The organism is Pedobacter jamesrossensis (assembly GCF_042650905.1).
Classification (GTDB): domain Bacteria; phylum Bacteroidota; class Bacteroidia; order Sphingobacteriales; family Sphingobacteriaceae; genus Pedobacter; species Pedobacter jamesrossensis.
In genome coordinates this window covers 42,800-67,492 of the sequence record NZ_JBHSBY010000031.1, presented here as the reverse complement: position 1 = coordinate 67,492, position 24,693 = coordinate 42,800, and the positions used below count along the sequence as shown (strand labels likewise).

The window sequence follows — 24,693 nt, the reverse complement described above, 5'->3', positions numbered from 1 at the left end:
ATGGAAAAATATTCAAAAATTGCAGATGACACCATACTATTTTTTGAACAAAAACATCCGAGTTACTCAGAGTATCTTGAACTTTCAATTCCAAAAATCAAACAGGAAACATTGGAGGATATTGAAAGATTTAGAGAGGACATTGAAATTATGGGTAAAAATGAAATTATTTTCTTTCTAAAAGGACGCATAAATACAGCAAAAGAGTCTTATCAAGAGAAAAGAGATTATTTAAAACCTTATAGCTATAGTAGTAACGACAATGAAACAGTAAAAATATTCCTTGCTTTATATACTTCATTTTTATTGACTGCAATGTTAGAAATAAAATTATTTACCGCCTTAATAGAAGAACTAAAAACCAATCAAACGAAGCCTAAAGTTAAAACGATTTTCAAATCTCTATCAGATGCAGCAAAAGATTATGACCATTTAATCTTCATGCAGAATACTTTGATTGCAAAAAAAATAATCAACCCAGATAATACAATGACCAAAAGCCAGACAGCCACGGCAAGTTTACTATACGGGTATATTAAGCGATTTAAACGGCTCGGATATTTCAAAAAGATAACAGATATTGAATTACACAAATTAGTAAACGAAGCGTTTAATATGGACGAGGTAAACCAAACATTTAAACAAGCCCCAGTTTACAATAAAGAAATTGACTATAACATTATACCAACTATACCAAAATAAACAAAGGTATATTTGATATAGTTATCACATTATTCTAAAGAATATTTCACGCATACATTTGGCTATCAATTAAAATAGTACAAATGGAAAATATCATTCTTACATCAATTAACCTACAAAGTTTAGAGTTAATTATTCAAAAAAGCGTTACCGCAGCAATGGCGGTATCAAAGCCAGAAACGATAACAAACGAAACAGAGCAAACATTCTCAATCCAAGAGTTAGCCAATTATCTAGGAGTAACCAAGCCAACTATACACGCATACAAGAAGCGAGGTATCTTCAAATACTATCAAACAGGTAGAACGGTATTTTTCAAAAAATCGGAAGTTGATGCAGCTTTAGCCATTGGCAAAACGAAAGGGTAATGATTGACTGGATTAAGTTAGAAGCCCAACACCCAGACCCTAAATTACTTTTGAATAGTTTTGACTTTACAAGGGAAGTAAATATTTATACAGCCGAAATAAAGACAAAATTTGACAAAGCAACTATTGGCAGAGATGGCTATTCAAATGCAGCTATGACGGTTAAGTTATACCCGTCTGGCAAGTTATGGTTGACTGGAAGTTTGCATAAACTATGGCATGGCAACAACTATTCTAATTTCACTTACCCAGAACTAACAGATTGTATTGAGTACCTACAAAGCCAGTTTAGTATAATACCAAAAAACTGGAATATCTTAAAAATGGAATACGGAGTAAATATTACTACAAGTTTTGAGCCAGACAGCTTTTTAAATCGTCTAATTGGCATAAAATATCATCCTTTCAATAGAATGAAGCCCACCCAAGTTGTAAGCGGACGTGATTGCTATTTTACTGATTGGGCGGCGAAAATTTATAATAAAGGAAAACAGTATAATCTATCATATCCATTATTGAGAATTGAAAAAAAAGTAATCAAATCAAGGCATCTACAAAAGATAAACATCAACACTTTGGCAGACTTAAATCAAAGCAACTTAGCGGAATTGAGCAACGATTTATTGAAAATGTTAAGTCTGGTATTGGTTAATGACAAATCAGTCAATTTAAGCCAGCTAACAAGCCGGCAACGGAATGCAGTAGCAAACTATCGAAACCCAGACTATTGGCAGGAATTAAGCAGATATGCAGCCCCAAAAGCCAGACAAAGATTTGAGCAAATTATCTCAAAAAACGGTTGTGAAAATTACTATACAGAAGTTTTAGAATTGATTAATTCAAAACTATTTGAACTTAATGGAAGCAACCACAAAAGCAAAGAAGTAAATGATAATAAACTGCAAAATATAGACTTTATAAAAACGGTTAATTGCAATATGCAAGCAACCACTTTTGCAAAGCAGTTTTAAAGAATTTCGAGACAACAAATGTTCAATTTAGATAAGAGTTTACAAACGTTGCTTTTTACATACCCATAAAAATAATAGTCAATCTCATTTTTTAACAATAAAAACAACCCAATTAAAATGGAAAATTCAACACTAAAAACAGAAGTTCAAACAAGGATACTAAACCAGCTGAAAAACAAATTTGGCACTACACTCCCAGCCCCGGTAAATGATGACATAATGAAAACATTTTCAGCGTTCCCGGATATAGTATTAAAAGCGAATGTTAACCCAGACAATTTTAGTTTAACAGATGTAGTATTTACAAGCGCAGAGCGTGGAACTAGTTGCCAGCACAACCCAGAGGAAATTATAAAGAATTTAGAAAAGAGATACGCTCCGGGAAGCCCAGAGGCAAGCAAAATGCCAACTCAATTAGAGGTAAAAGTGTGGGCAATGGATGAGAGCAAAGTATTTGATTTTTTGAATAATACAGATATTCCACCAGCAACACGTTTAGAAGTTTCAGAGGTATGGGAAAGAAAACCAAACCCAGAAGCAGAATATATAAAAAACCTCTCTGATAACAGTTTAACATTAGAGGAACGTCAAAAAATGATTAGAGAACATGATGGCGAGCCAGACCCGGCAGAACTTGAAGCAAAAACAACAGAGCGACTGAATAAGTTAAAAGATAAGGAATTAGCGACATTAGAAAAACTGGATATTTATTTTGATTAAACAGCGATGTTATTTCGCATTAAAAACAACCCAGAAGCAATATCAGTATTAGCGCAACTATTTAAGTGTTCGCTAATCTGAATGCTTTAAACAGCCTTAAAACATCCTATTTTTCAAACCTTAAACCATGACCCATAAGCAAAAGAAATTTATTTCGGAATATTTAAAATTAGGGAACGCAACAGAAGCGGCAAAATTTGCCGGATACTCTAAAAAAACTGCATATAGTGCAGGGCAAAGGTTGTTGAAAAATGTTGAAATCATTGATGAGATTTCTAAATACCATAAAATAGCGGTTGAAAATGCTGAAATAACTGTAACCAGAGTAATTAACATGATTAAAAATATCGCCTTGAATGGTAAAATTGAGAGCAATAGATTGAGGGCAATGGATTTGCTAATGCGACATTTAGGAGCTTATACAGATGAATTAAAAATAATCTCATCAATGAAAGACCATGAAGTTGATGCCCTTGTAAACAGATTACTGGCTAAATTAAATTAACAATGAGTGATAAAAGAGAGTTTTTAAAAGCTTTATTTACAGGAGACATAAAAAAGGCTAATGAAGTGCTGGAAAGGATTAAACCAGATAATAAACCAGATAAATGGATAACTGCATTTGAAAGATATGGCATAGTGAAATGCCAAAATAATGAGTTCACAGAAACAGAGTTTAAAACCTATATTAAATCATTGAGGAAAACCTTTAATTTGAGGGTAACCGTATTTAAAACCAAAGAGCGGAAACGATAAAGAACCGACCTACCAGATTACAATATCGGCTTATCTGGTAAAAAATCTTTTGGACTGCACCCTAACACCTCTGCTAATTTGTTGAGGTGTTTTAAGTTATAGTGATTTGAATATTTAGAACTTTCAACCATTCCAATAAATCCTACCGAAACATTTAATTCGTTGGCTATATAGCTTTGACTGAAACCTTTTATTAGTCTAAATTCCTTTACTTTTGATATAACGTAATCATCAATTGATGCACTCATTCTCACTAATAGATTAGTGAAGCAAAATCACTTTAAAACGAAAATTAGGCAATCACTCATAAGTGAGTTATTTTTTATTACTTTGTTAAAAAAAGAGAATGAGAAAAATAATCCTATTGCTTGCTATCACATTAATTTGTTCAGTATGTTATGGACAAATTAAAAAAATGGATATTCCTAAAAAAGAAATGATTGGGAAAATTGCTCCGGGTGGAAACTCCACCGTCTCAATTGAATGTTATAAATATGAAGATAGCACATATTTATTCAGGTATCTGGACGCAAAATTTTCAAAAATTACGGACTGGAAACAATTTAGCTTAAAATCAACAGAAGATTTTAATACATTATATTCATACCTACAAAATGGATTTAAAGAAATGCCTAAAGAAAATGTTTTATTAGATATAGGAGACGGTTATTTGCTTTTGAACTTTAGCAAATTTTTAGGTGGTAAAGTAATACGCTTTTATCATTCTACCTCTTTAGATGAAAACGGGATTGTTGGATATACTAATATGTATACCGTAAAACAAATTGATAAACTATTCGGTAAACAATAACTTTTGAAAAATTTATTAAAATTTTTGTACCCGAAACCGTACCCTAAAATAACAAAACCCTCTCTAAATAACATAGAGAGGGTTTAATGTACCCAGTGCCGGAGTCGAACCGGCACGGTTTCCCACAGGTGTTTGAGACCAGCGCGTCTACCAATTCCGCCAACTGGGCATTCTTATTGTGCGGGGATGCAAATGTATGCAACGAAAGGCTAAATCACAAAATTATTTCAAAATAGATCTTAATCCGTTGTGATTCAATTATAATGCCCGCTCGTCTTTCAATTTTCTATCAACAACGAAAGGCATAAACGGCAATAAAGAAGCTAAGAAAATCAAAACTGCTTTACCAAACTTCCATTTTTGCTCTTGCCAGGCTAAAACTAATAACGCTGCATACAGCACAAATAATAACCCATGTGCCCAACCAGTGTATTTAACAGCCAGAGGCATATCAGCAAAGTATTTTAAAGGCATGGCTACGAATAGTAACAGCAAGTAAGAGATACCTTCTAAAACAGCAACTTTTCTAAAAATGGAAAGAGAACTCATATATCTGATTGTTTTCCCGAAAGTAAGGCAAACAGAATGGCAATCAAAAACTAATAAATGATTTTACAATACCATGTTAACCGCAGAATATTACGGATTTAAACGCTCTTTTAATCTGGCAATGTATTTTTCTCTATAATGAATGTCTTTAATTGCAGGAAACAAAGATTCATCACTAGTTTCATCATATTTAACAACTAAATTATTTAATTCTGATGATAACTGATTTTCAATTGAACTTATACCTGCTTTAACCTGAATCATTTTTTCAACATCTGGTTCAAATTCTAAATCCATCAAAGCTTCATTTATATCCATCATTTCCATTAAAAAGGTTTGAGGCAGCTGATAGCCTTCATCCGTTTCTACGATACCTTTTAATTCTAAAACATATTTCAAACGTTTTTTTGGATTACTTAAAGTTTGATATGCTTTATTATTTAATGTAGCTAATTCTAAAACTTCCTGTTGCTTTTCTTCGCTTTCATTCGCATAAAAATCAGGATGAAACTTCTTACTAAAAGCATAGAATTTTGTTTTTACCGTATTTAAATCAGGGTTAAACTGGATAGGTAATTCATAGAACTCAAAATAATTAGGTTGTTTTTTTTGCTCACTCATGGGTATAAATTAAAAAAGCCGCAACTAATAGAATTTTAATTTCTAATAGCTGCGGCAATTATATAAAATTGGTTTTACTTACCGAATATTTTTAAAATATCATTACCAAAAGCAAACACCATTAAACTTATCAATATCACAAAACCAGCAATTTGAGCCTTTTCTAACACTTTTTCGCTTACTGGCTTGCGTTGCACCATTTCGATTAAAAGAAACACTACATGACCCCCGTCTAAACCAGGAATTGGCAACAAGTTCATAAAAGCTAATGCCATTGAAATTAAACCCGTTAAAGTCCAGAATTTAACCCAGTCGAATGTACTACCATAAACTTTTGCAATACCAATCGGACTACTAATGTTACGAGCGCTAACTTTACCGGTTATCATTTTACCAATGCCCTTTGCGTTATCCATAAAGGTACTCCAGGCCATATTTGCACCAATAGGTAGTGCGGCAAAAAGGCTGTAATTTATAGTTTTGCGTTGAATTTCGTTAAAGTGACCGTAAAAACCGATAGCGCCAGCAGTGTCAACATTAACATTTAACTGTAGCGGCTGTCCGTTTCTTTCAATTGAAACCGCAACAGTTTTTCCCTTCTTCTTTAATACAAGAGGTTTTACTTCATCCTGATAGTTTACAGGAACACCGTCAACAGCGGTAATTTTATCACCAACTTTCATACCTGCTTTTTCTGCACCATAGCCAGTCATTAAACTATCTACAATACTTTTTAAGCGAGGCTCAGCAAACAAACTCTTACCATCTGCTACCTTATTCAGAAAATCATCTGGAACTTTAATTTCGATTGTTTTATCGCCACGAATCACCGTTAGCATGGTATTGCCCATTAAAACTTTCGAGCTTTTTAATTCTTCAAAACGAATAACTTTGTTACCATTAATTGCTAATATTTTATCCCCGTTCTTTAAACCAATATCAGATGCAACCTTACCAACCTGAATACCGTTTACCACGGCACTATTTGGTGTAAACGTTTCACCGTATTTAAAAGTTAGCATCCAGAAAATGACTATACCCACAATTACGTTTACAATAATACCGCCAAGCATTACAATTAAGCGTTGCCAGGCTGGTTTAGAGCGAAATTCCCAAGGCTGAGCAGGTTGAGACATTTGCTCCGTATCCATACTCTCATCAATCATTCCGGCAATTTTTACATAGCCACCTAAAGGCAACCATCCCACTCCATATTCTACATCTCCTTTTTTGAAACTAAAAAGTTTAAAACCCCATGCATCAAAAAATAAATAAAACTTTTCTACTTTGATACCAAATGCTCTGGCCGCCAGAAAATGCCCCAATTCGTGTAATATTACTAATAAAGACAATCCGAGCAGCAGCTGCCCCGCCATAATCAATCCATTCATACTCTATTATAAAATTTTTATGTTAGATGTTAATTTATACTTTTTGTTACTAATTCGGCCGCTAAGATACGGCTATGTTTGTCAGTTTCTAAATAATCGTCCAATTGCGGATTTTGAATAAAACTGATTTCCTCCATACAACGCTCAATTACATCGCTCATTTCTAAAAATCCAATTTTATCATTCAAGAATGCCTCCACTACAATTTCGTTAGCCGCATTTAAAATACAAGGCATATTTCCTCCTTTACTTAAAGAATTATAGGCCAGTTCTAAATTCCTGAATGTTTTCATATCGGCTTTTTGAAAGCTAAAATTTGGGTAATCCAAGAAGTTAAAACGTTTAAAATTGTTTTTTAGCCTATCGGGATAATTAATTGCGTACTGAATTGGCAATTTCATATCAGGAACACCCATTTGTGCCTTCATCGAACCGTCAGTAAATTGCACCAACGAATGAATTATAGATTGTGGATGAACAATTACATCGATTTGGTCGACATTTAAACCAAATAACCATTTTGCTTCGATTACTTCTAAGCCTTTATTCATCATGCTAGCAGAATCGATGGTAATCTTGGCGCCCATTACCCAGTTTGGGTGTTTTAAAGCTTGCTCTTTTTTTACAGTTGATAAAAAATCTTTGTTTTTACCTAAAAAGGGTCCACCAGATGCAGTAAGATAAATTTTCTCGATTTCGTTTTTTTCCTCGCCTACCAGACATTGAAAAATTGCCGAATGCTCTGAATCTACCGGAAGAATTTTAACATTATTCTCCGTAGCCAGTTGTGTAACCAATTCGCCAGCTACAACTAAGGTTTCCTTATTTGCAAGCGCTATGTTTTTTCCAGCCTTTATAGCTGCAATTGTTGGCTTTAAACCAACTGAACCCATTAATGCAGTTAGTACGATATCGCCTTTTGTGTGAACCGCAACCTCTGTTAGGGCTTCTTCTCCCGCCAAAACTTTAATATCAAAGGAGGCTAAAGCGTTCTTAACTTCAAGATATTTGCTTTCATCACAAATTACAACAACATCAGGCTTAAATTCTTTAGCCTGTTGAATAAGTAATTCAGCATTTTTTAGCGCAGATAATACAGAAACCTCAAAGATTGCAGGATTATCTCGAATTACTTCGAGCGCCTGCGTTCCTATACTTCCTGTAGAACCTAGTATGATTATATTTTTAACAGATTGTTTTATTGTTATATCGCTCAATTGTTATTTCTTTCTATCATTTCATTGCTTTTTCTAAAATGCATGAAACTCAAATTTTTAATTTTTCGTTTGTAAATTTTATTAGCTGATGAATTTCCTTTGGCAAAATTTCTAATATCGAAAAAATATTATTTTAATCTTCCTCGCTTATTAATTTCCTAACTTTTGCTTTCTCTATTTCGCAAAACTATCCCATTTCGACGTAAGTTCCCATATCAAATTACTAAGATGAAAGGATTTTTTGTAAGCGGTTATTTGATTCAATTGCAAATAATTCTGTTCCATTTTTTATTGTTTAAAGTTGCAACAGGGAATCATGCAACAATATAACAATAAAACCATTAAACAACATATCTCCCCAATCCATCCGCCAATTTCCTATCATTACTTAACCTTGGCACTTTATTCTGCCCGCCCAATTTTCCCTCGCTTTTCATATAATTAACGAAAGCATCTTTTTGCAAAGTACGAATAATTAACGGCTGCAAAATATTCCCTTCAATCAAGTCAAAGTAATAAATATTTTTCTTTTGCAAAGCTAAATCAACCTTTTTACTAAAAGCAGCCATATCTTTAGGTGTGGTAGAAAACTCTACAAACCATTCATGATAAGGCAATTCTCCTTCTTTTGGATTAACCTGTGGTGCAACCGTAAATTCTGTTATTTCTATATTTTCTTCATTTGCAACACTCAAAAGTGCATATTCTACTTCTTCTCCAATTACATGTTCGCCAAAGGCAGATATAAAATGCTTTATGCGACCAGTAACCACAATTTTATGTGGATTTTTAGATACAAATTTAACTGTATCTCCAATACTGTAGCCCCACAAACCTGCATTCGTATTTAAAACTAAAGCATAATTAGTGTCTAATTCTATTTCGCCAAGCGATAATCTGGTTGGATTATCATTATGATATTCATCAGCAGGAATAAATTCGTAAAAGATGCCTGCATCAGCCAATAATAACAGTCCTTTATCTTTTTGAGAATCCTGATAAGCTATAAAACCCTCAGATGCAGGGTAAGTTTCAATAGAATCTATTTTCTTACCAATGCTTTGTTCAATTTTTGCACGATAAGGTTCGAAGTTTACACCTCCATAAATAAACAGACTGAAATTTTTAAAAACATCGGCAATCTTCTTACCTCCCGATTTTTCTGAAAGCTTATCAAAATACATTTGAACCCAAGGCGGAATACCTGAAATCAAAGTCATGTCTTCGTCAATGGTTTCATCAACTATTGCATCAACCTTTTCTTCCCAATCCTCAATAATATTGGTTTCGTAAGAAGGTAAACGATTTTTTTGCAAATATGCAGGAACATGATGCGCCACAATACCCGAAAGGCGGCCTACGTTAATTCCGTTTTTAACATTTAAAACCGGGCTACCTTGAAGAAAAATCATTTTACCATTAACAAAATCTGTTTTACCCGTTTCGTTGATGTACGTTAGAATAGCATTTCGAGCAGCCTTTATATGCTCAGGCATCGATTCTTTAGAAAGCGGAATATATTTTACGCCAGAAGTTGTTCCAGATGTTTTGGCAAAATATAGTGGTTTCCCCTTCCAAAGTACATCAGCTTCGCCAGCTACAACTCTGTCTACATAAGGTTTTAGTCCTTCGTAATCCTGAACAGGTACGTTTTTCTTAAAATCGGAATAGTTTTTTATTTCATTAAAAAGATGGTCTTTTCCGAAAGCAGTTTCACGAGCACTTTCAACCAGTTTTGATAATATTTTGTTTTGAGCTTCGACCGCATTATGCTTCCATTTGTTTACTTGCCAAACCGCAACCGCTGCAAATGGTTTACTTAATGCTGCTTTAAATCCCCAACCCCCTGAAGGGGGCTTTGCCTTTCGATCGTATTTACCTATCTGCATAATTTTTATCGGATTTGAACTCCCCCTTCAGGGGGTTGGGGGGTTAAACAATATTATGCAAAATATCCGGATGTTGATCTCCTTTATATTCGCTTGATATTTTACGATAAGCCACAGTTAATGCAACACTTGATAGTGGAACGATAATAAATGAGCTTAGAATATTTACTATAAATGCAATGAATGGTAATTGTAAATAATTTAATAATAGATAAATTAAATATCCGCCACCCAAAACCATTAGCAGTAGCAAGATTTTAGTGAAATTCCCTTTAGTTGTTGCTAAACTTAATTTAATCGACTCGAATGGTGCAGCACCTTTATCGATAATGAAGAAAGGGAAGAAAGAAATTCTTAACCATGTTATAAAAATAGCGACTAAAGCAATTCCTATTGCAATACTGGTAATCGTTTTACCTGTTGAGGTAAAGTCTTCTACCCAGCCAATGTTTACTAAATAGCGCAAAATAGGATCTAAAACGAAAAGTATTGGAACTAATAACAGCCCAACAAATAAAATACAGCCAACAAAATAAAGTGTTGCAATTAAAAACCTTATAATTTGATGTCTGGTTGGTAATGTACCCACAATTGTAACGTCTTCATCCTCATTATCTATTAAATGAAATATGTATTTAAATAGTGATAGGTTAATTGTGAAATACAACATGATAAAAATAATTACCATGAAAAAGCTTAAAACCTTACTAACATCCTTTATAAAAAAGGCCATTAAGCTAGATGCACTTGCTGTAATAAACATTAAAAAACACAGCGTAGCTATAGAGAAATAATGTTTTTTAGTGATGCCCCAAGCCTTTTGAATCACATCGTTAACGGCAAACGTACTTTCTTTTAGATAATTTATCATTGTTGTTTAAATACCACTCTTTTAAATAAATCCTGTATAAAACCTAAGCCATAAGCAGTTAATTGGATGAATGAAGAAATGATGCTCAAAAATGCAACTTTTAACGATTTATTTACAGACCAGGAGTGAAAAAATATCAACATAAAGTATAATATTACCAAGAAATCTAAAACATACGCTAAAGGCGGATAAAAGATATTCATTAGCAATGTTGTGATCATTCCAACTGTTGCCACTGCAGGGAAAAAGTGAATCAGTTTAAGTTCTTTTGGGAAGTGTTTATAAATATTAATTCTCGCCCTGCCAAAGAAATGCAATTGTTTATAAAATTGCCCGAAACTCGTTCTTCTTTTATGATAAACTTTAGCATCGGGAATTAAACCAATTTTGAAACCATTTTCGTGAATGCGGATACTGTATTCTATATCTTCGCCTAAACGAGTTAGAATGAAACCACCAACTTTTTCCCAAGCCTGACGAGATACGCCCATATTAAAACTGCGTGGATGAAACCGACCAACATGCTTCTTATTACCCCGAATTCCTCCTGTTGTAAATGGCGAAGTCATAGAATAGCTAATTGCTTTTTGCACTGGCGTAAAACTTTCGTGTGCAGCATCCGGACCGCCATAGGCATCTAAATCATGCTCGTATAAATAGTTCTTAACAATCTCCAGGTAATTTGAAGGAATTAAACAATCTGAATCGAAGATTACAAAATAATCACCTTTGGCTCTTTCAAAACCAAAATTACGGGCAAAACCTTGTCCGGCGTTTTCCTTAAAATAATATTTTACATCAAGTTTGTTAGCATAACTTTCTACAATTGCTTTCGCATCATTTTTAGAACCATCTTCAATAACCAAAACCTCAAACTGTAGATAAGTTTGCTTAGTTAATGTAAACAAAAGCTCATTAATTTCTTGTGGGCGATTGTAAAGTGGAATTATTATAGAAAAGAACATATACCCCCCAGCTCCCTGAAGGGGGAGTTAAAACCCAAAGTAAAATTTGAGCGTATAATTAAATTTAAAACTTCGCAAACCATATATGCCGATGTATATTTACCCTTGCCTGGAATTCCCCCTTCAGGGGGCTAGGGGGTTCTTTTTTCTATTAAATACTGATTTCTTTCTGGTGCGTTACGACTTACAAGTTCTGCAACAAAACCCGTTAAAAACATCTGCGAACCAACTACAATTGCAACAAGCGCAATATAAAACAATGGTTGGTCGGTAATTTCTCTTTTGTAAGGAATATGAGCTGCAATATGATAAAGTTTAATACCAATCATATATAGCGCCATAACTGTTCCTGCTAAAAAACTCAAAACACCTAAAGAACCAAAAAAGTGCATTGGGCGTTTACCAAATTTACCTACAAAGAATATAGAAAGTAAATCTAAAAACCCATTTATAAACCTGCTGAAACCAAATTTGGTTGTTCCATATTTACGGGCTCTATGCTCTACAACCTGCTCTGAAATTTTACTAAAGCCTGCCCATTTAGCAATTACCGGAATATAACGATGCATTTCGCCATAAACTTCGATGGTTTTTACAACATCACTTCTGTACGCTTTTAAACCACAATTGAAATCATTTAATTCGATACCGCTCATTTTCCTTGTTGCGGCATTAAATAACTTTGTAGGTATGGTTTTAGTAATCGGGTCGTAACGTTTCTTTTTCCAGCCAGAAATTAAATCAAGTTTTTCTTCTTTAATTCGGCGGTAAAGTTCAGGAATTTCATCAGGACTATCCTGTAAATCGGCATCCATTGTAATAATTACATCACCTTGCGTAGCTTCGAAACCAACATTTAAAGCGGCAGATTTACCATAATTTCTACGAAATTTTATGCCTTTAATTGCATCGTTCTGTAGTCTTAAAGACTCTATCACCTCCCACGATTTATCGGTACTGCCATCATCAACCAAAATAATTTCGTAACTGAAATTATTTTCTGTCATCACTTTATCAATCCATGCCGTTAATTCTGGCAAAGATTCATCTTCGTTATATAAAGGTACTACAACTGATATATCCATTTTTAATATTTAAACCTCATGGGTTTTTAAAACCCATGAGGTTTGTTCAAAATAAAACGTGCAAATTTCATCAAATTATATGATAAAACTTGCACGTTCGAAATTTTTGTTCACTGCTATAATTTAATATCCTTGGCTTTTACTTTTAAGATCTTACCGTTACTTGAAAAAACAAAAAGACCATCGTTATTTTTTTTGTAGGCAACCAATTTTTTGAATGTTAAATCAAGGCCTGCACGAATTTTTTCACGCATTTTAAGGTTATCATCAATTGAATTTACCATCGTTTTATATTAAAATGTTGAATTTTGTATCATCAAATATAGTAATTTCTTGCTCAAGGTTTCCATCGGCAATAAATAATGGAGTGCCAGCTGAATTATCAATTAATAGCCAATAATCACTAACAGATGTAAATTTTGATAAATTTTCTATTCCTTTTAAATATCTCCGTCTGATTACATCCACTGCAATATTATGACCGCCTTCTAAAACCCTGGTTCTAACACGCTCTATTGCCAATTCTACATCATTAAGCCAGAAAAACAATAAGGTAATTTTATACCCCTTAGTTTTAGCTATTTTAATTGTATTGAGATAAGATTTTGTAGTAAGTGTTGTTTCGATTGCAAAATCAGCATTCTGGTTCATCAAATCTTCGATTCTCGAAAGCATTATTTTTCCCGCCTGAATTGCCACACTTTCTGGTCTAAAGGGAGAAATTCCTTTAGCAATTTCATCTGCATTGATAAATTCTTTGCAGTTGAGCATCTCTGGCAAAACGGTAAAAGACGCAGTTGTTTTCCCCGCTCCATTACATCCTGAAATTATATAAAAATTTGCCAATTTTGATCCAATTACAAACTAAAACGTGCAAATTTCATCAATTTAAATGATAAAACTTGCACGTTCGAAATTTTTATAAAGAACTGGTTATTCTTCGCTTGTAGCCAAAAAAACTGGTCTCGTCTTTTTGAAAATTAATGAAAAGATTATTGCTCCAATAAAATAGAATACTGCCGAAATACCAAAGCCAACAATTGCCTGACTAAAAGTAGGTGTAAATTGTTTGTCAATGCTTTCTGATGTACTTGCAATTGCTTTATCCATTGCATCGCCTTCCATACCTAAAGATTTGAATGTACTTTCGGTTTTAGTCATAATCATTTCTTTCATTGTGCTAGGATAGCTGGTATCTATGTATTTTCCAAAAACAATATTGAAAACATACATAATTGCCATTGATAATAGGAACATTACAAAAATTTTGAATAAAGCCTCCCCGAAAGTCCAATATCCGCCAGCTTTTTTTCTCATATCAATACAAAAGAAAACCGCAAGTGCAATTCCAATAACAAAACTCAATCCGCCATAAGCATAAGAACTCATTAAGCTTGGCATAATGTACCAGGTGATTAAGAAAATTACTACGTTGATACCGCCCCAAATTGCGCCGTTTTTTAACGCTTCTGTTTTTAAATTAACTGCTGTTTCTGTTGTTTCCATGAGTTCGTTTAGTTTTAGTTATTAATTGTTGTTATCAATACATAAGATGCAGTATCGAAAGCTTTGTTACTACTAAATTGTTCTAATTCTTTAATTGATGTTGCACTTCCCTCTGTATCAAGAAAAAATGCCATAAAAGGAACAAATAATTCTTTCATTTCATCACTAATATTTAATGTTGGCGAAGTTTTGCAAATCTCTTCTATGCTGCTTTCTGCAAGTTGCTGATTGCTTATTAACTCTTCATAAATTTCAAATTCATCTTGAAACTCATCATCCTCAACTAATAAAAACTCTTTTAAGAAATCGCCCAATTCAGGATCTAAATCTTCATCATGACATTCTTTCATGTAAAGCAGAAGGTTTAAAAGTTCTGAACCTCTATCAATAGTTTCTTCTTCAATGTTTGCCCATTCATCACTTTCGAGGTAATCTTCTTCTAATTTCTGAACGTCGCTGCTGAAAAAGTTAACCATCAATAAATCGAAGAAAACTTCTCTTAACTCTTCAAATTTTGGATGTGAATCGAAAACCGCATCAAATGCAGTTACTTTATCCATAAAGTTAACATCCAATTCAAATGCCGAAATCAGTTCGTTCTCGAAATTTCCAGCGTCTACCGCAGCGAGCTGTGCATATTTATTTATTGAAGCGTTAAGTGCTTTTTTTACTCTGTTATCCATAATAAGATTTTTAGAAGCCCCACCCCGCCACTCCCCAAAGGGGAGGGACTGCGAAACGTAAATATTATTTGTTTTAAAATTTTTCTTTCTCTTTAGTTGTTCTAACCTTTTGCCTTAAACCTTTAAGCCTTCTACCTTACTATTATTGTAAACCAAAGTTACTTTTCCAGTAAGTTCTGTACCTAAAAGCGGACTATTAGCCGATTTCGAATAATTGCTTGCGGCATTATACAACCATTTTTCATTCGGACTAAAAACCGTAAAGTTTGCGGTTGCCCCTTCTTCAATAACCGGAATATTTAAATTTAGTAATTTCCTTGGGTTGATGCTTAATTTCTCTGCAATTAGGTTTGCGTCTAAGCCTGCTTTTATCAACAAAGGCAGAACAGTTTGCAAACCAATAATACCATAATGTGCGATTTCAAATTCTACATTTTTAAATTCGATTTCTTCTGGTCGATGTTGAGAAGTAATGGCATCAATCGTTCCGTCTTTTAAACCGGCAATTAAAGCTTTTACATCAGCTTTGCCACGTAAAGGTGGTTTAACTTTGTAATTACTATCAAAATCGCTTAAAAGTTCTTCTGTAAAAACTAAATGATGAGCCGTAACATCGCAAGAAACCTGAACGCCATCTTTTTTAGCCTTGCGGATTAAAGCAACTGAACCAGCTGTAGAAATATTACTGATGTGAATTTTAGTTTCATTGTATTGTGCCAGGAAAATATCGCGGGCAATATGCATTTCTTCTGCCAACGCTGGCAAACCTTTCATACCCAAAAGCACAGAATTTTTACTTTCGTTGATTTGAGATTTCCCGGCTATCGATTTATTTTCTGGATAAACCATCAATAATGCATCAAATCCTTTTGCATATTGTAGCGCACGACTCATAAAGCCATCATCCTGTAACGCTCTATCGCCATCAGAAAAAGCCACCGCACCTGCTTGCTTCATATCAAACAATTCTGCGAGTTCTTTTGCTTCTCTATTCTGACTGATAGCACCAACTGGCAAAACATCAACCAGATTATTTTTGGCTTTGTTAATAACATATTCTACCTGCGATTTCGATTGCACAACAGGATTTGCCTGAGGCAATAATGCTAAACCTGTAAAGCCACCGGCCTTAGCTGCAGCTGTTAAGGTTTCAATATCTTCTTTAGTTTCGAAACCCGGGTCGCCAGCTACACAATTTAAGTCGAAAAAACCTGGCGATAAGAAAGCACCGTTTGCATCGAAAACCGTTTCATTTTTCTCTGGCGATAACTTGCCTATGCTTTTAATTTTCCCATCTTCTATCCTAACATCGCATAGTTGCTTATTAAATTTACTTTGCGGGTCGGCAATAGTTACTTGCTGTACAAGGAGATTCATATTGTTTTTTTAGGGTTGTTAAAAAATCGGATGAGCAGAATTTCTGCTGCAATAAAAATCAGCGACAAAATTAGGCAAAGTTTCCATAATGTTTGTCCGATTTTATTTGTACCAGCAATTAATTTCACTGCATCTTTATCGGTATCGTAAATTTTTAAATTACTTTTCTCTGCCAGATTATCAAGTTCGGCTTTAGTTAGATAATGCATATCTGATTCTGATCTTCCATTATTAAAACTGTAAACGGCAATAAGCGAATCGGCTAAAGATAATTTGTAAAATCCTGATTTTTTGACTTGGTCGGCAGTATATATTAACGTTTTACCATCAACTTGTCTTATTTCTGGAATGGTTTCGAAGTTATTAGACGTAAGTTTCAATGACTGGTTTTTACCCAGATTAATGCGTTTGCTGGCTAAGGTATTATCATTACCAAGATTATAGTAAAGTGCATTTTCGATACCACTGTTTAAGGTTAGCCTATACATTAATGGCACAAAAACAGGATGACGTGCAAAATTACCATCGTTAGTATTTAAACCTGTTGATGATAAATAAACCTGTCCGTTTCCTATGCCGTATTTCGAGAAAAACAATTTTCCACCAGGCAAAGACATAATATTTTCTTTATTCGAGGTATTATTTTCGCCAAAGCTGAAATACCGGTTAACAGTTGGTAAATCAAGGTTTTTAGGAATTTCCTCAAAAACAGTTCTAAAAATTGGATGTTGCAAATCAATTTTGTCAACCTTGGTAACCGTAGTATTTAAATTTTGTATCAGAGGTAAAGATAAACTGCCTAAAAAGGAGTTATAAGCCTGAATATCTGCATCTAAATCTGGAAATATTACGACTGAACCACCAGTTTTTAAATAAGCTTTTAATTGCTGCGCTAAACCTGTTGATGGGTTTTTTAATCCATTTAAAACGATTAAACCAAAATCAGCAAAATTACTATAGTTTATATTGCTTTCTGCATTTTCTGTGAGTTTGTAATATTTATCTGCCGCAAAAAGTGCTTTAATAAAATTGCCTGCGGTAGCTCCGTTGATACTCAAAACTGGTAAACTTTCATCAACCTTGAAGCTGAAAGAAAGAGAATCGTCAAAAGTTACCGGAAAATCTTTAATGCTGATGCCCCCTTTCTGCCATCCAGATTTTAACCCGGAAAAACTTAAAGTATCCTTTTTAGTTTTCCCGGCAGGGATAGTGACCGAACTTAAACCTTTTTGCTGATTATTGATGGTTAACTTTAGCGGAATATTTATGGCTTCTTCTTCCGAATAATTTTTCAGCTGAACCACTAATTTTTCATTTGCTCCAGGTTGATGGTTTGGCGAAAGCATCCAAACGCTGTCTACCGCCACATTTGCTAAAGCTGTAGCATTTAATTTCAGAAAAGAATATTGAATACCGGTTTTGGTTTCGAGTTTCTTCGCTGGAGCAATATTATTCTGGAAATCGCTAATCAGGAAACTATATTTATTTGCCGAACCTGTTAAAACATTTCCTTGTCGGTTTAAGATTTGCTGTAAATTTCTATTTGATGGAGAAATTTTAACATCATCCAAAGCTTTTAAAAATTCTTCTTCGTTTAACAAACGTTGATGTTTTCCCTCAAAATCATTCGTTAATAACTGAAATCTATCATTTACGCCAAAACCCTTAACTAATTCCTTTGCCCTACGCTTAGCCTCATCAAGCAGGTTTCCATCAGTATTAATGGCTTCCATGCTGTAAGAATTATCAATATAAATACTTACTGAATTATTTAAAGCGGCTATTTTTTGATGATTTAAAGGAATATAGGGCTGCGCAAATGCAAGCACCAAAAAGATTAGCGCCAAAATACGCGAGAATAATATAAGCAGGTTTTTAAGCTTTTCTTTTGATGAATTTTGTTGTTCTACCTCTTTTAAAAGCTGAACATTAGAGAAATAAACCTTTTTAAATTTTCGGAAATTGAATAAATGAATAATGACCGGAATAGCGACCGATAATAGTGCAAAAAGAAAGCCCGGATAAAGGAAATTCATTAAAAATCAAAGATAGAAAAAATATGGAAAGTGGAGAATTACAATTGTAATAAAGTCGTTCACCTAAATTCGTTTTTATTAAACATAAAAAAAGTCTGCGTATTAGTTATTGTGCATAAGCATAATTTTTAAGCTGATATTAACCACCAAAAAAATATGTACCTATTCAGTATCGGACAAGTTAACCCTTTCTATACACTTGGTTAACCCTTTCCTTACTTATCCTGTACCTTTTGTCTACCTATCCTGTACCTTTTGTTTACCTAAATGGTAAAGCCAGACACTATAAATAGTATTCTAAGCATATATTTTTATTAATATAGTTGAACGCTTATCTCCAACAAAGGAGATGGTTAATGCGAAGCATTTAAAATTTACAAAGACTACTCTACTGCACCAGTGGTTGGTGCTCCTTCATTTAAAGGATATGCGGTTAACAGAATATAAGAAAACTATTTTTAGGTTGGTGAGGTACTAACCGAAAGAAAATATTAAACTTAATAAGCAAATCCTGGAAATTCTATATTTACAATTTTCCAACTTCCATTTTGCAGAGCGAAGTACAGTTTAAACGCACCGCTTACAATTTTCGATTCTTTTTGAATTACTGCTCTAAATCCAGCAACACCTTCTACAAAACCCATCCCTTTTCCGGCGTTTAGTAATGCGAAATTAGTATCGATGATATCGTATCGGCCACCAACATATTCATCCGATTTACCAAAAATACCTTTTAACCTGGCAATAATCACATCCTTGCCAATTACTTTGCCACCTGGAAGGATAAAGAAATCACTCAATTCTTCAGTTATCGATTTCGATTGCTTAAACCATGAATTGATAAATCGGATTGCACTATTTACAATATCAGCCTGGTGATTAAAGGTTGGGTTATCTTGCATTCGGCAAATCTACATCTTCTATCTAAATTTCTTCATTGCCACCCAAAGTTTTTCATCCATTTCATAAACATCAGGACGATATTCAATTTTATCGTTTTGTGCCCAAGCTGTGATGTAGGTAATTATTATTGGGACTTGTTTCTTAGGGCCAAACCAAGCTGGCTTCAACTGGAAAGATTTTGTAGTATCGGCTTTTGCAGCCATTCTTTTCTTATACCATTTAACATGTGTACTATCAACTGGGGGTAAATCAACTTCAGCCCTTAACTTGTCGTAAGTATAACTATCGCCAACCAATTTTTCTGCAAACTCTAAAGGCTTTTCTACACGCACACAACCATGACTAATTGCTCGATTAGTTAAACCAAAACCGTTTTTATTATTCGTATCGTGTAGATAAATGCTCGAGCTGTTATCAAATATAAATTTGAACTTGCCTAAGGCGTTTCCACCGCCAGAACCTTGCTTAAATTTGAATGGTAATTTATCTCTCGAATACCTGTTCCAATTGATGGTATCTGGCTCGCCAATTAGCTTGTCTTTATAATAGACGTTTATATTACTGTTAGATAAATAATATCGGTCTTTTCTTGCCATCCAATAAATCTCACTTTGAGCAATACTTACCGGAATATTCCACACCGGATTTGCCTGAATTGAGTTAATTTTACTAAACAATAAAGGCGTTTCATGGTTCTTCGGTTTATCATCTAAATTACCAGATTTAGCATAGGCCTTTAACTTCTCATCGTAACCATTTTCACGCTTACCACCAACGCAAACTTTCATGCTGATTACTGTATCTTGCTTATCAAACCAAGTCAGTTTAAAATCAGGAATATTTACTTGAATATAATTGGTTCCTGTTTCGGGCATTTTCCAGCGGAAACGCTCCATATTTAAAAGTAAAATTCTCCTTTCACTTTCGCTATTTGCAGTTAAATAAGCAGCTTGCAATGCCTTATATTGTTCTGATTTTGGCTGGACTGCTCTTAAAGTATCTAAAATATTTTCCGAATCGAGCAGGCGAATCATCCCTGCACTATCCGGACGTTTAACTTTAATATAATATCTTGAAAAAATATTACGGGGATTTACTACACCAAACTTCAAATAGTTATTATAGTTTAAATAGGCGTTGGCAGAAAGAACTTCTAGCTTTGCTATTATTGGATAACTCTCATCCACTTTTTTAAATTTATTAGCAGAAAGTTCTTCTAAGAGCGACTTAATTTCCTCAACTTTAAAAATTTTAGGGTTAAATCCGTGTACCTTACTGTTCTCCAAATATGTATTTAGCGAATCTAATTCCCCATTAGTGTAGAATTTTGTAATCAGTTTAGGTTCTCGATTATGTTTTGCATAAAAAGCTTTAATGGTTTTTGGATTAACAAAACCATCTGCAAGACTATCCAATGTTTTTACGAAAACACTATCGTAAGCAACGGTATCAAAGTCTTTATATATTTTGTTTTTAAAATGCTCGGACAGCACTTTACCTATCTCAGGTGGCGATTTAAACCAATTACAAGCCGAAATACAAATAATAAAAGGGATAATTAGAAAGCGATTTTTTTTCAACACGTGTAGTTTAATGCAAAAATAGGTTTATTCATTTAAAATACATTATTGACAAATTAAGTGCCATTATTTTTTGATTTACGGTTTCAAACACTATATTTGCCATCGCTAATCAGCTAAAGCATTGATACTGGCAGAAATAAATATATGAAATTAACTTTGAACCATCACTTACATTTACATCATCGCCGATAGGCGATATGATATGTTTGTTTTGTACTTCAAAACTTTTTTTCCGTAAAATTATTTCTTGTTCACACTATATTCAATACTTTGAAAACACTTAAAATTGCTATCCAGAAATCGGGTAGACTAAACGAAAAATCTGTAGAAATATTAAAAAATTGTGGTCTTTCTTTCGAAAACTATAAAAGCTCTTTAATATCAACCGTTCAAAATTTCCCATTAGAAATTCTTTTTCTTCGTGATGATGACATCCCGGAATATGTACAAGATGGCATTGCCGATTTAGGTATTGTTGGTGAAAATGTAATTACAGAAACTAGGGCTGATGTAGAATATTTACAACGCTTAGGATTTGGAAAATGCACTTTAAAAATCGCTGTTCAAACAGGTAGCGAAATCCAGAAATTAGAAGACTTGAACGGTAAAGCAATTGCTACTTCTTACCCGGTAATTCTTGATAAATTCTTAACAGATAAAGGAATAAAATCTGATATCAGAACCATCTCCGGTTCGGTAGAAATTGGTCCGGGTTTAGGATTAAGTGATGCCATTTTTGACATCGTTTCTACAGGCGGAACTTTAAAAAGCAACGGACTAAAACCATTTGCAGATGTGATGCAATCGGAGGCTGTTTTAATCGGAAATAAATCAATACTTGATAACCCGGAAGTTGCAGAATTACTACAAAGAATTCGTTCGGTACTTAGTGCAAAATCGAACAAATATGTTGTACTAAATGTATCAAAAGATAACCTGCAAAAAGTTGTGGATTTGTTGCCTGGCGTTAAAAGTCCAACGGTAGTTCCATTGTTCGAGCCGAACTGGGTTGCTGTTCATTCTGTAATTGCTGAAGAAGATTTTTGGGATAAAATCAACAGCTTAAAGGCAGCAGGAGCTGAAGGTATTTTGGTAATGCCAATTGAGAAGATTATTACCTAAAAATAGGGTAAAATCGCTTAAATAAACATTAACTATTAGTTAATTATAAAACATAAAACATTGGAAATCTACAATTATACAGATTTATCTAAACAAAAGGTTAAAGAACTGTGTTCTCGACAAATTGAAGACGATAAATTGGTTGAAGAACGGGTTACAGACATCATAAATTCTGTTAAAAACGATGGCGATAAAGCACTCTTTAATTTTGCAAAAGCATTTGATAAAGTTGATTTAGAAAAACTGTTTTTAGATGCAGAGGAGTTAAAAAGTATTGCAGCTAACATTCCTGCTGATGCAAAAAAAGCTATTGATACTGCTTACCAAAACATTAAAACTTTTCACCAATCGCAGTTTAAGGTTGAAGATAAAGTAGAAACCATGCCTGGTGTAGTTTGCTGGCGTGAATCGAGAGCAATTGAAAAGGTTGGACTTTATATTCCAGGTGGAACTGCGGTTTTACCAAGTACGTTTTTGATGTTGGCTACCCCTGCAATTATTGCAGGCTGTAAAGAAATAGTTGTTTGTTCTCCTCCTCAAAGCGATGGCAAAACGAATTGCTATTTAGCCTACTGCGCTGTTCTACTTGGTATAGACAAAATTTACTTAATTGGAGGTGCACAAGCCGTAGCTGCAATGGCATTCGGAACGGAAACTGTACCACAGGTTAATAAGATATTCGGTCCTGGTAACCGTTATGTAACGATGGCCAAAACGATGGTTCAAAACAAGGTAGCTATTGATATGCCTGCAGGTCCATCGGAGGTTTTAGTGATTGCTGATGAGACTGCCAATCCGTCATTTGTAGCAGCAGACTTACTCGCTCAAGCAGAGCATGGAACTGATAGTCAGGCAATTTTAGTTTCTACATCAAACAAAATCATAACAGAAACACTAAAACAAATTGAAGTTCAGCTTTCTATATTACCAAGAAAGGATATAGCAGCCAAAGCAATCGATAATTCTTATGCCGTTTTAGTTGATAATTTAACTGAAGCAATGGATTATTCTAACGAATATGCCCCTGAGCATTTGATTTTGGCCACTGAAAGCTTCGAACGTCTTATACCATTGATAATCAATGCTGGTTCGGTATTTTTAGGAAACTTAACTCCAGAAAGCGCAGGCGATTATGCCTCAGGAACGAACCATACATTACCCACAAGTGGCTTTTCAAAAGCATATTCAGGTGTATCGCTTGATGCTTTTGTTAAAAAAATCACTTTTCAACACCTATCAACTAAGGGATTAAACAATATAGGCCCTACAGTTGAAACGCTTGCAGCCGCAGAAGGATTACAAGCGCACAAAAATGCAGTAACTATAAGATTAAAGAATAAGGAACAAAGATAAAATGGACAGATTTATCAATGGGTCAGTTGCTATTTTGGCAACACGTCTTTCATCTTTGCTCATTAATCTTTTATCCCAAACACAAAAAAATGGACATTAACGAATTAGTAAGAGAAAATATAAGAAACCTTAAACCTTATTCTACCGCTAGAGATGAGTTTAAAGGTCAGGCATCGATATTTTTAGATGCCAACGAGAACAGTTATGGTTCTCCCCTACCCGCAAATTACAACCGCTATCCAGACCCATTACAACTTGATTTAAAGGATGCCATTAGCAAAATTAAAGGTGTGCCGATAGAGAATACCTTTTTAGGAAACGGCAGCGACGAAGCCATCGATTTATTGTACCGTGCTTTCTGTAATCCGGGTAAAGACAACGTAATAATTCTACCGCCTACTTATGGAATGTATGAAGTTTCTGCAAACATAAATGATGTAGAAATCCGCAAAGTAAATCTGCTTCCTAACTTCCAGTTAGATTTAGAAAAAATTGCAGAAACGATTGATAAAAACACGAAAATAATTTTCATTTGTTCGCCAAATAATCCGACAGGAAATTCGATAAACCGAACAGATATTGAAACGATTTTAGCCAACTTTAAAGGCATTGTTGTTATAGACGAGGCTTACATAAATTATGCAAAACAAAAGACCTTTATTCAGGAGTTAACCGAATACGGAAACCTGGTTGTTTTGCAAACTTTTTCTAAGGCTTGGGGGCTTGCAGCTTTACGTTTAGGAATGGCTTTTTCATCGACAAAAGTTATCGATGTTTTGAACAAAATTAAGCCGCCATACAACATCAATCAGGCTACACAAGATTTAGCTTTTGAGGCACTAAAAAACATCGCTCAAGTGAACGAATGGATCAAAGAATCTGTTGCGGAAAGACAGCGACTTTTTATCGAGTTAAACAACCTGAAAATTGTTACAAAAGTTTATCCATCTGATGCGAATTTTATATTAGTAGCAGTTACTGATGCAACCAAAATTTACAACACTTTAGTTGAAGATGGAATCATTGTTCGCGACCGTTCTAAAGTTACATTATGCGAAGGTTGTTTAAGAATTACTGTTGGCACAAAAGAAGAAAATGATAAATTGTTAAAAGCACTAAACCCCCAACCCCCTAAAGGGGACTTTAAAACCCAAAGCTAAAGCATGGAGCAAACTAACATTAACTATAGTAAAGGTGAAAATATGCCGATTGAT

General features: G+C 34.2%; 27 protein-coding genes and 1 tRNA gene. 10 read left to right on the top strand and 18 right to left on the bottom strand.

Annotated elements, in window-relative coordinates; genetic code table 11:
* From ACFOUY_RS06165 to ACFOUY_RS06140, 6 genes are all read left to right on the top strand, one after another.
* Positions 1-702 (top strand): hypothetical protein, encoded by a 702-nt coding sequence (locus ACFOUY_RS06165; RefSeq protein ID WP_378959598.1) that lies wholly within the window; start codon positions 1-3, stop codon positions 700-702.
* Positions 703-785: 83 nt separating this feature from the next.
* Positions 786-1,070: an excisionase family DNA-binding protein gene (locus ACFOUY_RS06160; protein ID WP_378959597.1), complete on the top strand. Its 285-nt coding sequence runs from the start codon at positions 786-788 to the stop codon at positions 1,068-1,070.
* Complete coding sequence (locus tag ACFOUY_RS06155; protein WP_378959596.1) at positions 1,070-2,041, top strand: hypothetical protein; 972 nt, start codon at positions 1,070-1,072, stop codon at positions 2,039-2,041. Before ACFOUY_RS06160 ends, ACFOUY_RS06155 begins: the two co-directional genes overlap by 1 nt.
* 117 nt (positions 2,042-2,158) lie before the next feature.
* Positions 2,159-2,761, top strand: coding sequence for a hypothetical protein (locus ACFOUY_RS06150; RefSeq protein ID WP_378959595.1), 603 nt, complete (start codon positions 2,159-2,161; stop codon positions 2,759-2,761).
* A gap of 127 nt (positions 2,762-2,888) precedes the next feature.
* A complete protein-coding gene (locus tag ACFOUY_RS06145) occupies positions 2,889-3,266 on the top strand; it encodes a terminase small subunit (RefSeq protein WP_378959594.1) in 378 nt (125 codons plus the stop codon).
* 2 nt (positions 3,267-3,268) lie between these two features.
* A complete protein-coding gene (locus ACFOUY_RS06140) occupies positions 3,269-3,517 on the top strand; it encodes a hypothetical protein (RefSeq protein WP_378959593.1) in 249 nt (82 codons plus the stop codon).
* Positions 3,518-3,534: 17 nt separating this feature from the next.
* Here the strand turns inward: ACFOUY_RS06140 and ACFOUY_RS06135 are convergent, their stop codons facing one another.
* Positions 3,535-3,765: a helix-turn-helix domain-containing protein gene (locus ACFOUY_RS06135; protein WP_378959592.1), complete on the bottom strand. Its 231-nt coding sequence runs from the start codon at positions 3,763-3,765 to the stop codon at positions 3,535-3,537.
* Positions 3,766-3,863: 98 nt separating this feature from the next.
* On the opposite strand from ACFOUY_RS06135, the gene ACFOUY_RS06130 reads away from it, so the two are divergent.
* Positions 3,864-4,328 (top strand): hypothetical protein, encoded by a 465-nt coding sequence (locus ACFOUY_RS06130; protein ID WP_378959591.1) that lies wholly within the window; start codon positions 3,864-3,866, stop codon positions 4,326-4,328.
* Positions 4,329-4,417: 89 nt separating this feature from the next.
* Here the strand turns inward: ACFOUY_RS06130 and ACFOUY_RS06125 are convergent.
* The 17 genes from ACFOUY_RS06125 to ACFOUY_RS06045 form a co-directional block, all read right to left on the bottom strand.
* Positions 4,418-4,497: transfer RNA gene (locus ACFOUY_RS06125), tRNA-Leu, on the bottom strand.
* An 89-nt stretch (positions 4,498-4,586) separates the two neighbouring features.
* Positions 4,587-4,877 carry a DUF3817 domain-containing protein gene (locus ACFOUY_RS06120; protein WP_378959590.1) on the bottom strand — a complete coding sequence of 97 codons (291 nt, stop codon included), beginning with the start codon at positions 4,875-4,877 and terminating at the stop codon, positions 4,587-4,589.
* A gap of 90 nt (positions 4,878-4,967) precedes the next feature.
* Positions 4,968-5,498 carry an iron-sulfur cluster co-chaperone HscB C-terminal domain-containing protein gene (locus ACFOUY_RS06115; RefSeq protein WP_378959589.1) on the bottom strand — a complete coding sequence of 177 codons (531 nt, stop codon included), beginning with the start codon at positions 5,496-5,498 and terminating at the stop codon, positions 4,968-4,970.
* Positions 5,499-5,572: 74 nt separating this feature from the next.
* On the bottom strand, positions 5,573-6,889 hold the full coding sequence (rseP, locus tag ACFOUY_RS06110) for an RIP metalloprotease RseP (protein WP_378959588.1): 1,317 nt from the start codon (positions 6,887-6,889) through the stop codon (positions 5,573-5,575).
* A 29-nt stretch (positions 6,890-6,918) separates the two neighbouring features.
* Positions 6,919-8,106 carry a 1-deoxy-D-xylulose-5-phosphate reductoisomerase gene (locus tag ACFOUY_RS06105; protein ID WP_378959587.1) on the bottom strand — a complete coding sequence of 396 codons (1,188 nt, stop codon included), beginning with the start codon at positions 8,104-8,106 and terminating at the stop codon, positions 6,919-6,921.
* Positions 8,107-8,447: 341 nt separating this feature from the next.
* The gene (locus ACFOUY_RS06100) at positions 8,448-9,995 is read right to left on the bottom strand and encodes a GH3 auxin-responsive promoter family protein (protein WP_378959586.1); all 1,548 of its coding nucleotides are present in this window, start codon (positions 9,993-9,995) and stop codon (positions 8,448-8,450) included.
* A 43-nt stretch (positions 9,996-10,038) separates the two neighbouring features.
* The gene (locus tag ACFOUY_RS06095) at positions 10,039-10,866 is read right to left on the bottom strand and encodes a hypothetical protein (protein WP_378959585.1); all 828 of its coding nucleotides are present in this window, start codon (positions 10,864-10,866) and stop codon (positions 10,039-10,041) included.
* The gene (locus tag ACFOUY_RS06090) at positions 10,863-11,831 is read right to left on the bottom strand and encodes a glycosyltransferase (protein ID WP_378959584.1); all 969 of its coding nucleotides are present in this window, start codon (positions 11,829-11,831) and stop codon (positions 10,863-10,865) included. Before ACFOUY_RS06090 ends, ACFOUY_RS06095 begins: the two co-directional genes overlap by 4 nt.
* Positions 11,832-11,962: 131 nt before the next feature.
* Positions 11,963-12,916 carry a glycosyltransferase family 2 protein gene (locus ACFOUY_RS06085; protein ID WP_378959583.1) on the bottom strand — a complete coding sequence of 318 codons (954 nt, stop codon included), beginning with the start codon at positions 12,914-12,916 and terminating at the stop codon, positions 11,963-11,965.
* Between the two features lie 116 nt (positions 12,917-13,032).
* Entirely contained in the window at positions 13,033-13,200 is a 168-nt protein-coding gene (locus tag ACFOUY_RS06080) for a hypothetical protein (protein WP_378959582.1), read from the bottom strand.
* A 4-nt stretch (positions 13,201-13,204) separates the two neighbouring features.
* Complete coding sequence (locus ACFOUY_RS06075) at positions 13,205-13,762, bottom strand: zeta toxin family protein (protein ID WP_378959581.1); 558 nt, start codon at positions 13,760-13,762, stop codon at positions 13,205-13,207.
* An 87-nt stretch (positions 13,763-13,849) separates the two neighbouring features.
* Positions 13,850-14,422, bottom strand: coding sequence for a DUF4199 domain-containing protein (locus ACFOUY_RS06070; protein ID WP_378959580.1), 573 nt, complete (start codon positions 14,420-14,422; stop codon positions 13,850-13,852).
* Between the two features lie 14 nt (positions 14,423-14,436).
* On the bottom strand, positions 14,437-15,105 hold the full coding sequence (locus tag ACFOUY_RS06065) for a hypothetical protein (protein WP_378959579.1): 669 nt from the start codon (positions 15,103-15,105) through the stop codon (positions 14,437-14,439).
* A gap of 114 nt (positions 15,106-15,219) precedes the next feature.
* A complete protein-coding gene (locus ACFOUY_RS06060) occupies positions 15,220-16,482 on the bottom strand; it encodes a dihydroorotase (RefSeq protein ID WP_378959578.1) in 1,263 nt (420 codons plus the stop codon).
* Positions 16,479-18,518: a BatA domain-containing protein gene (locus tag ACFOUY_RS06055; RefSeq protein WP_378959577.1), complete on the bottom strand. Its 2,040-nt coding sequence runs from the start codon at positions 18,516-18,518 to the stop codon at positions 16,479-16,481. The genes ACFOUY_RS06060 and ACFOUY_RS06055 overlap by 4 nt, the downstream gene beginning before the upstream one ends.
* Positions 18,519-19,015: 497 nt before the next feature.
* Positions 19,016-19,420 carry a hypothetical protein gene (locus tag ACFOUY_RS06050; protein ID WP_378959576.1) on the bottom strand — a complete coding sequence of 135 codons (405 nt, stop codon included), beginning with the start codon at positions 19,418-19,420 and terminating at the stop codon, positions 19,016-19,018.
* 18 nt (positions 19,421-19,438) lie between these two features.
* A complete protein-coding gene (locus ACFOUY_RS06045; RefSeq protein WP_378959575.1) occupies positions 19,439-21,004 on the bottom strand; it encodes a L,D-transpeptidase family protein in 1,566 nt (521 codons plus the stop codon).
* Between the two features lie 270 nt (positions 21,005-21,274).
* Between ACFOUY_RS06045 and hisG the strand changes: the two genes are divergently transcribed.
* From hisG to hisC, 3 genes are all read left to right on the top strand, one after another.
* Positions 21,275-22,126 (top strand): ATP phosphoribosyltransferase, encoded by an 852-nt coding sequence (gene hisG / locus ACFOUY_RS06040; protein ID WP_378959574.1) that lies wholly within the window; start codon positions 21,275-21,277, stop codon positions 22,124-22,126.
* A gap of 60 nt (positions 22,127-22,186) precedes the next feature.
* Positions 22,187-23,479, top strand: coding sequence for a histidinol dehydrogenase (hisD, locus tag ACFOUY_RS06035; RefSeq protein ID WP_378959573.1), 1,293 nt, complete (start codon positions 22,187-22,189; stop codon positions 23,477-23,479).
* Between the two features lie 89 nt (positions 23,480-23,568).
* Positions 23,569-24,639 (top strand): histidinol-phosphate transaminase, encoded by a 1,071-nt coding sequence (gene hisC, locus ACFOUY_RS06030; protein ID WP_378959572.1) that lies wholly within the window; start codon positions 23,569-23,571, stop codon positions 24,637-24,639.
* Positions 24,640-24,693 lie beyond the last annotated feature (54 nt).

Bases quoted from the DNA above. Each gene is read 5' to 3' on its own strand.
- ACFOUY_RS06140 (WP_378959593.1), top strand. From the start codon at position 3,269: ATGAGTGATAAAAGAGAGTTTTTAAAAGCTTTATTTACAGGAGACATA.
- ACFOUY_RS06150 (WP_378959595.1), top strand. From the start codon at position 2,159: ATGGAAAATTCAACACTAAAAACAGAAGTTCAAACAAGGATACTAAAC.
- ACFOUY_RS06080 (WP_378959582.1), bottom strand. From the start codon at position 13,200: ATGGTAAATTCAATTGATGATAACCTTAAAATGCGTGAAAAAATTCGT.
- ACFOUY_RS06060 (WP_378959578.1), bottom strand. From the start codon at position 16,482: ATGAATCTCCTTGTACAGCAAGTAACTATTGCCGACCCGCAAAGTAAA.
- ACFOUY_RS06070 (WP_378959580.1), bottom strand. From the start codon at position 14,422: ATGGAAACAACAGAAACAGCAGTTAATTTAAAAACAGAAGCGTTAAAA.
- ACFOUY_RS06130 (WP_378959591.1), top strand. From the start codon at position 3,864: ATGAGAAAAATAATCCTATTGCTTGCTATCACATTAATTTGTTCAGTA.
- ACFOUY_RS06095 (WP_378959585.1), bottom strand. From the start codon at position 10,866: ATGATAAATTATCTAAAAGAAAGTACGTTTGCCGTTAACGATGTGATT.
- ACFOUY_RS06090 (WP_378959584.1), bottom strand. From the start codon at position 11,831: ATGTTCTTTTCTATAATAATTCCACTTTACAATCGCCCACAAGAAATT.
- ACFOUY_RS06120 (WP_378959590.1), bottom strand. From the start codon at position 4,877: ATGAGTTCTCTTTCCATTTTTAGAAAAGTTGCTGTTTTAGAAGGTATC.
- ACFOUY_RS06135 (WP_378959592.1), bottom strand. From the start codon at position 3,765: ATGAGTGCATCAATTGATGATTACGTTATATCAAAAGTAAAGGAATTT.
- ACFOUY_RS06085 (WP_378959583.1), bottom strand. From the start codon at position 12,916: ATGGATATATCAGTTGTAGTACCTTTATATAACGAAGATGAATCTTTG.
- ACFOUY_RS06065 (WP_378959579.1), bottom strand. From the start codon at position 15,105: ATGGATAACAGAGTAAAAAAAGCACTTAACGCTTCAATAAATAAATAT.
- ACFOUY_RS06145 (WP_378959594.1), top strand. From the start codon at position 2,889: ATGACCCATAAGCAAAAGAAATTTATTTCGGAATATTTAAAATTAGGG.
- ACFOUY_RS06155 (WP_378959596.1), top strand. From the start codon at position 1,070: ATGATTGACTGGATTAAGTTAGAAGCCCAACACCCAGACCCTAAATTA.
- ACFOUY_RS06165 (WP_378959598.1), top strand. From the start codon at position 1: ATGGAAAAATATTCAAAAATTGCAGATGACACCATACTATTTTTTGAA.
- ACFOUY_RS06055 (WP_378959577.1), bottom strand. From the start codon at position 18,518: ATGAATTTCCTTTATCCGGGCTTTCTTTTTGCACTATTATCGGTCGCT.
- ACFOUY_RS06115 (WP_378959589.1), bottom strand. From the start codon at position 5,498: ATGAGTGAGCAAAAAAAACAACCTAATTATTTTGAGTTCTATGAATTA.
- ACFOUY_RS06100 (WP_378959586.1), bottom strand. From the start codon at position 9,995: ATGCAGATAGGTAAATACGATCGAAAGGCAAAGCCCCCTTCAGGGGGT.
- hisC (WP_378959572.1), top strand. From the start codon at position 23,569: ATGGACATTAACGAATTAGTAAGAGAAAATATAAGAAACCTTAAACCT.
- ACFOUY_RS06160 (WP_378959597.1), top strand. From the start codon at position 786: ATGGAAAATATCATTCTTACATCAATTAACCTACAAAGTTTAGAGTTA.
- ACFOUY_RS06050 (WP_378959576.1), bottom strand. From the start codon at position 19,420: ATGCAAGATAACCCAACCTTTAATCACCAGGCTGATATTGTAAATAGT.
- rseP (WP_378959588.1), bottom strand. From the start codon at position 6,889: ATGAATGGATTGATTATGGCGGGGCAGCTGCTGCTCGGATTGTCTTTA.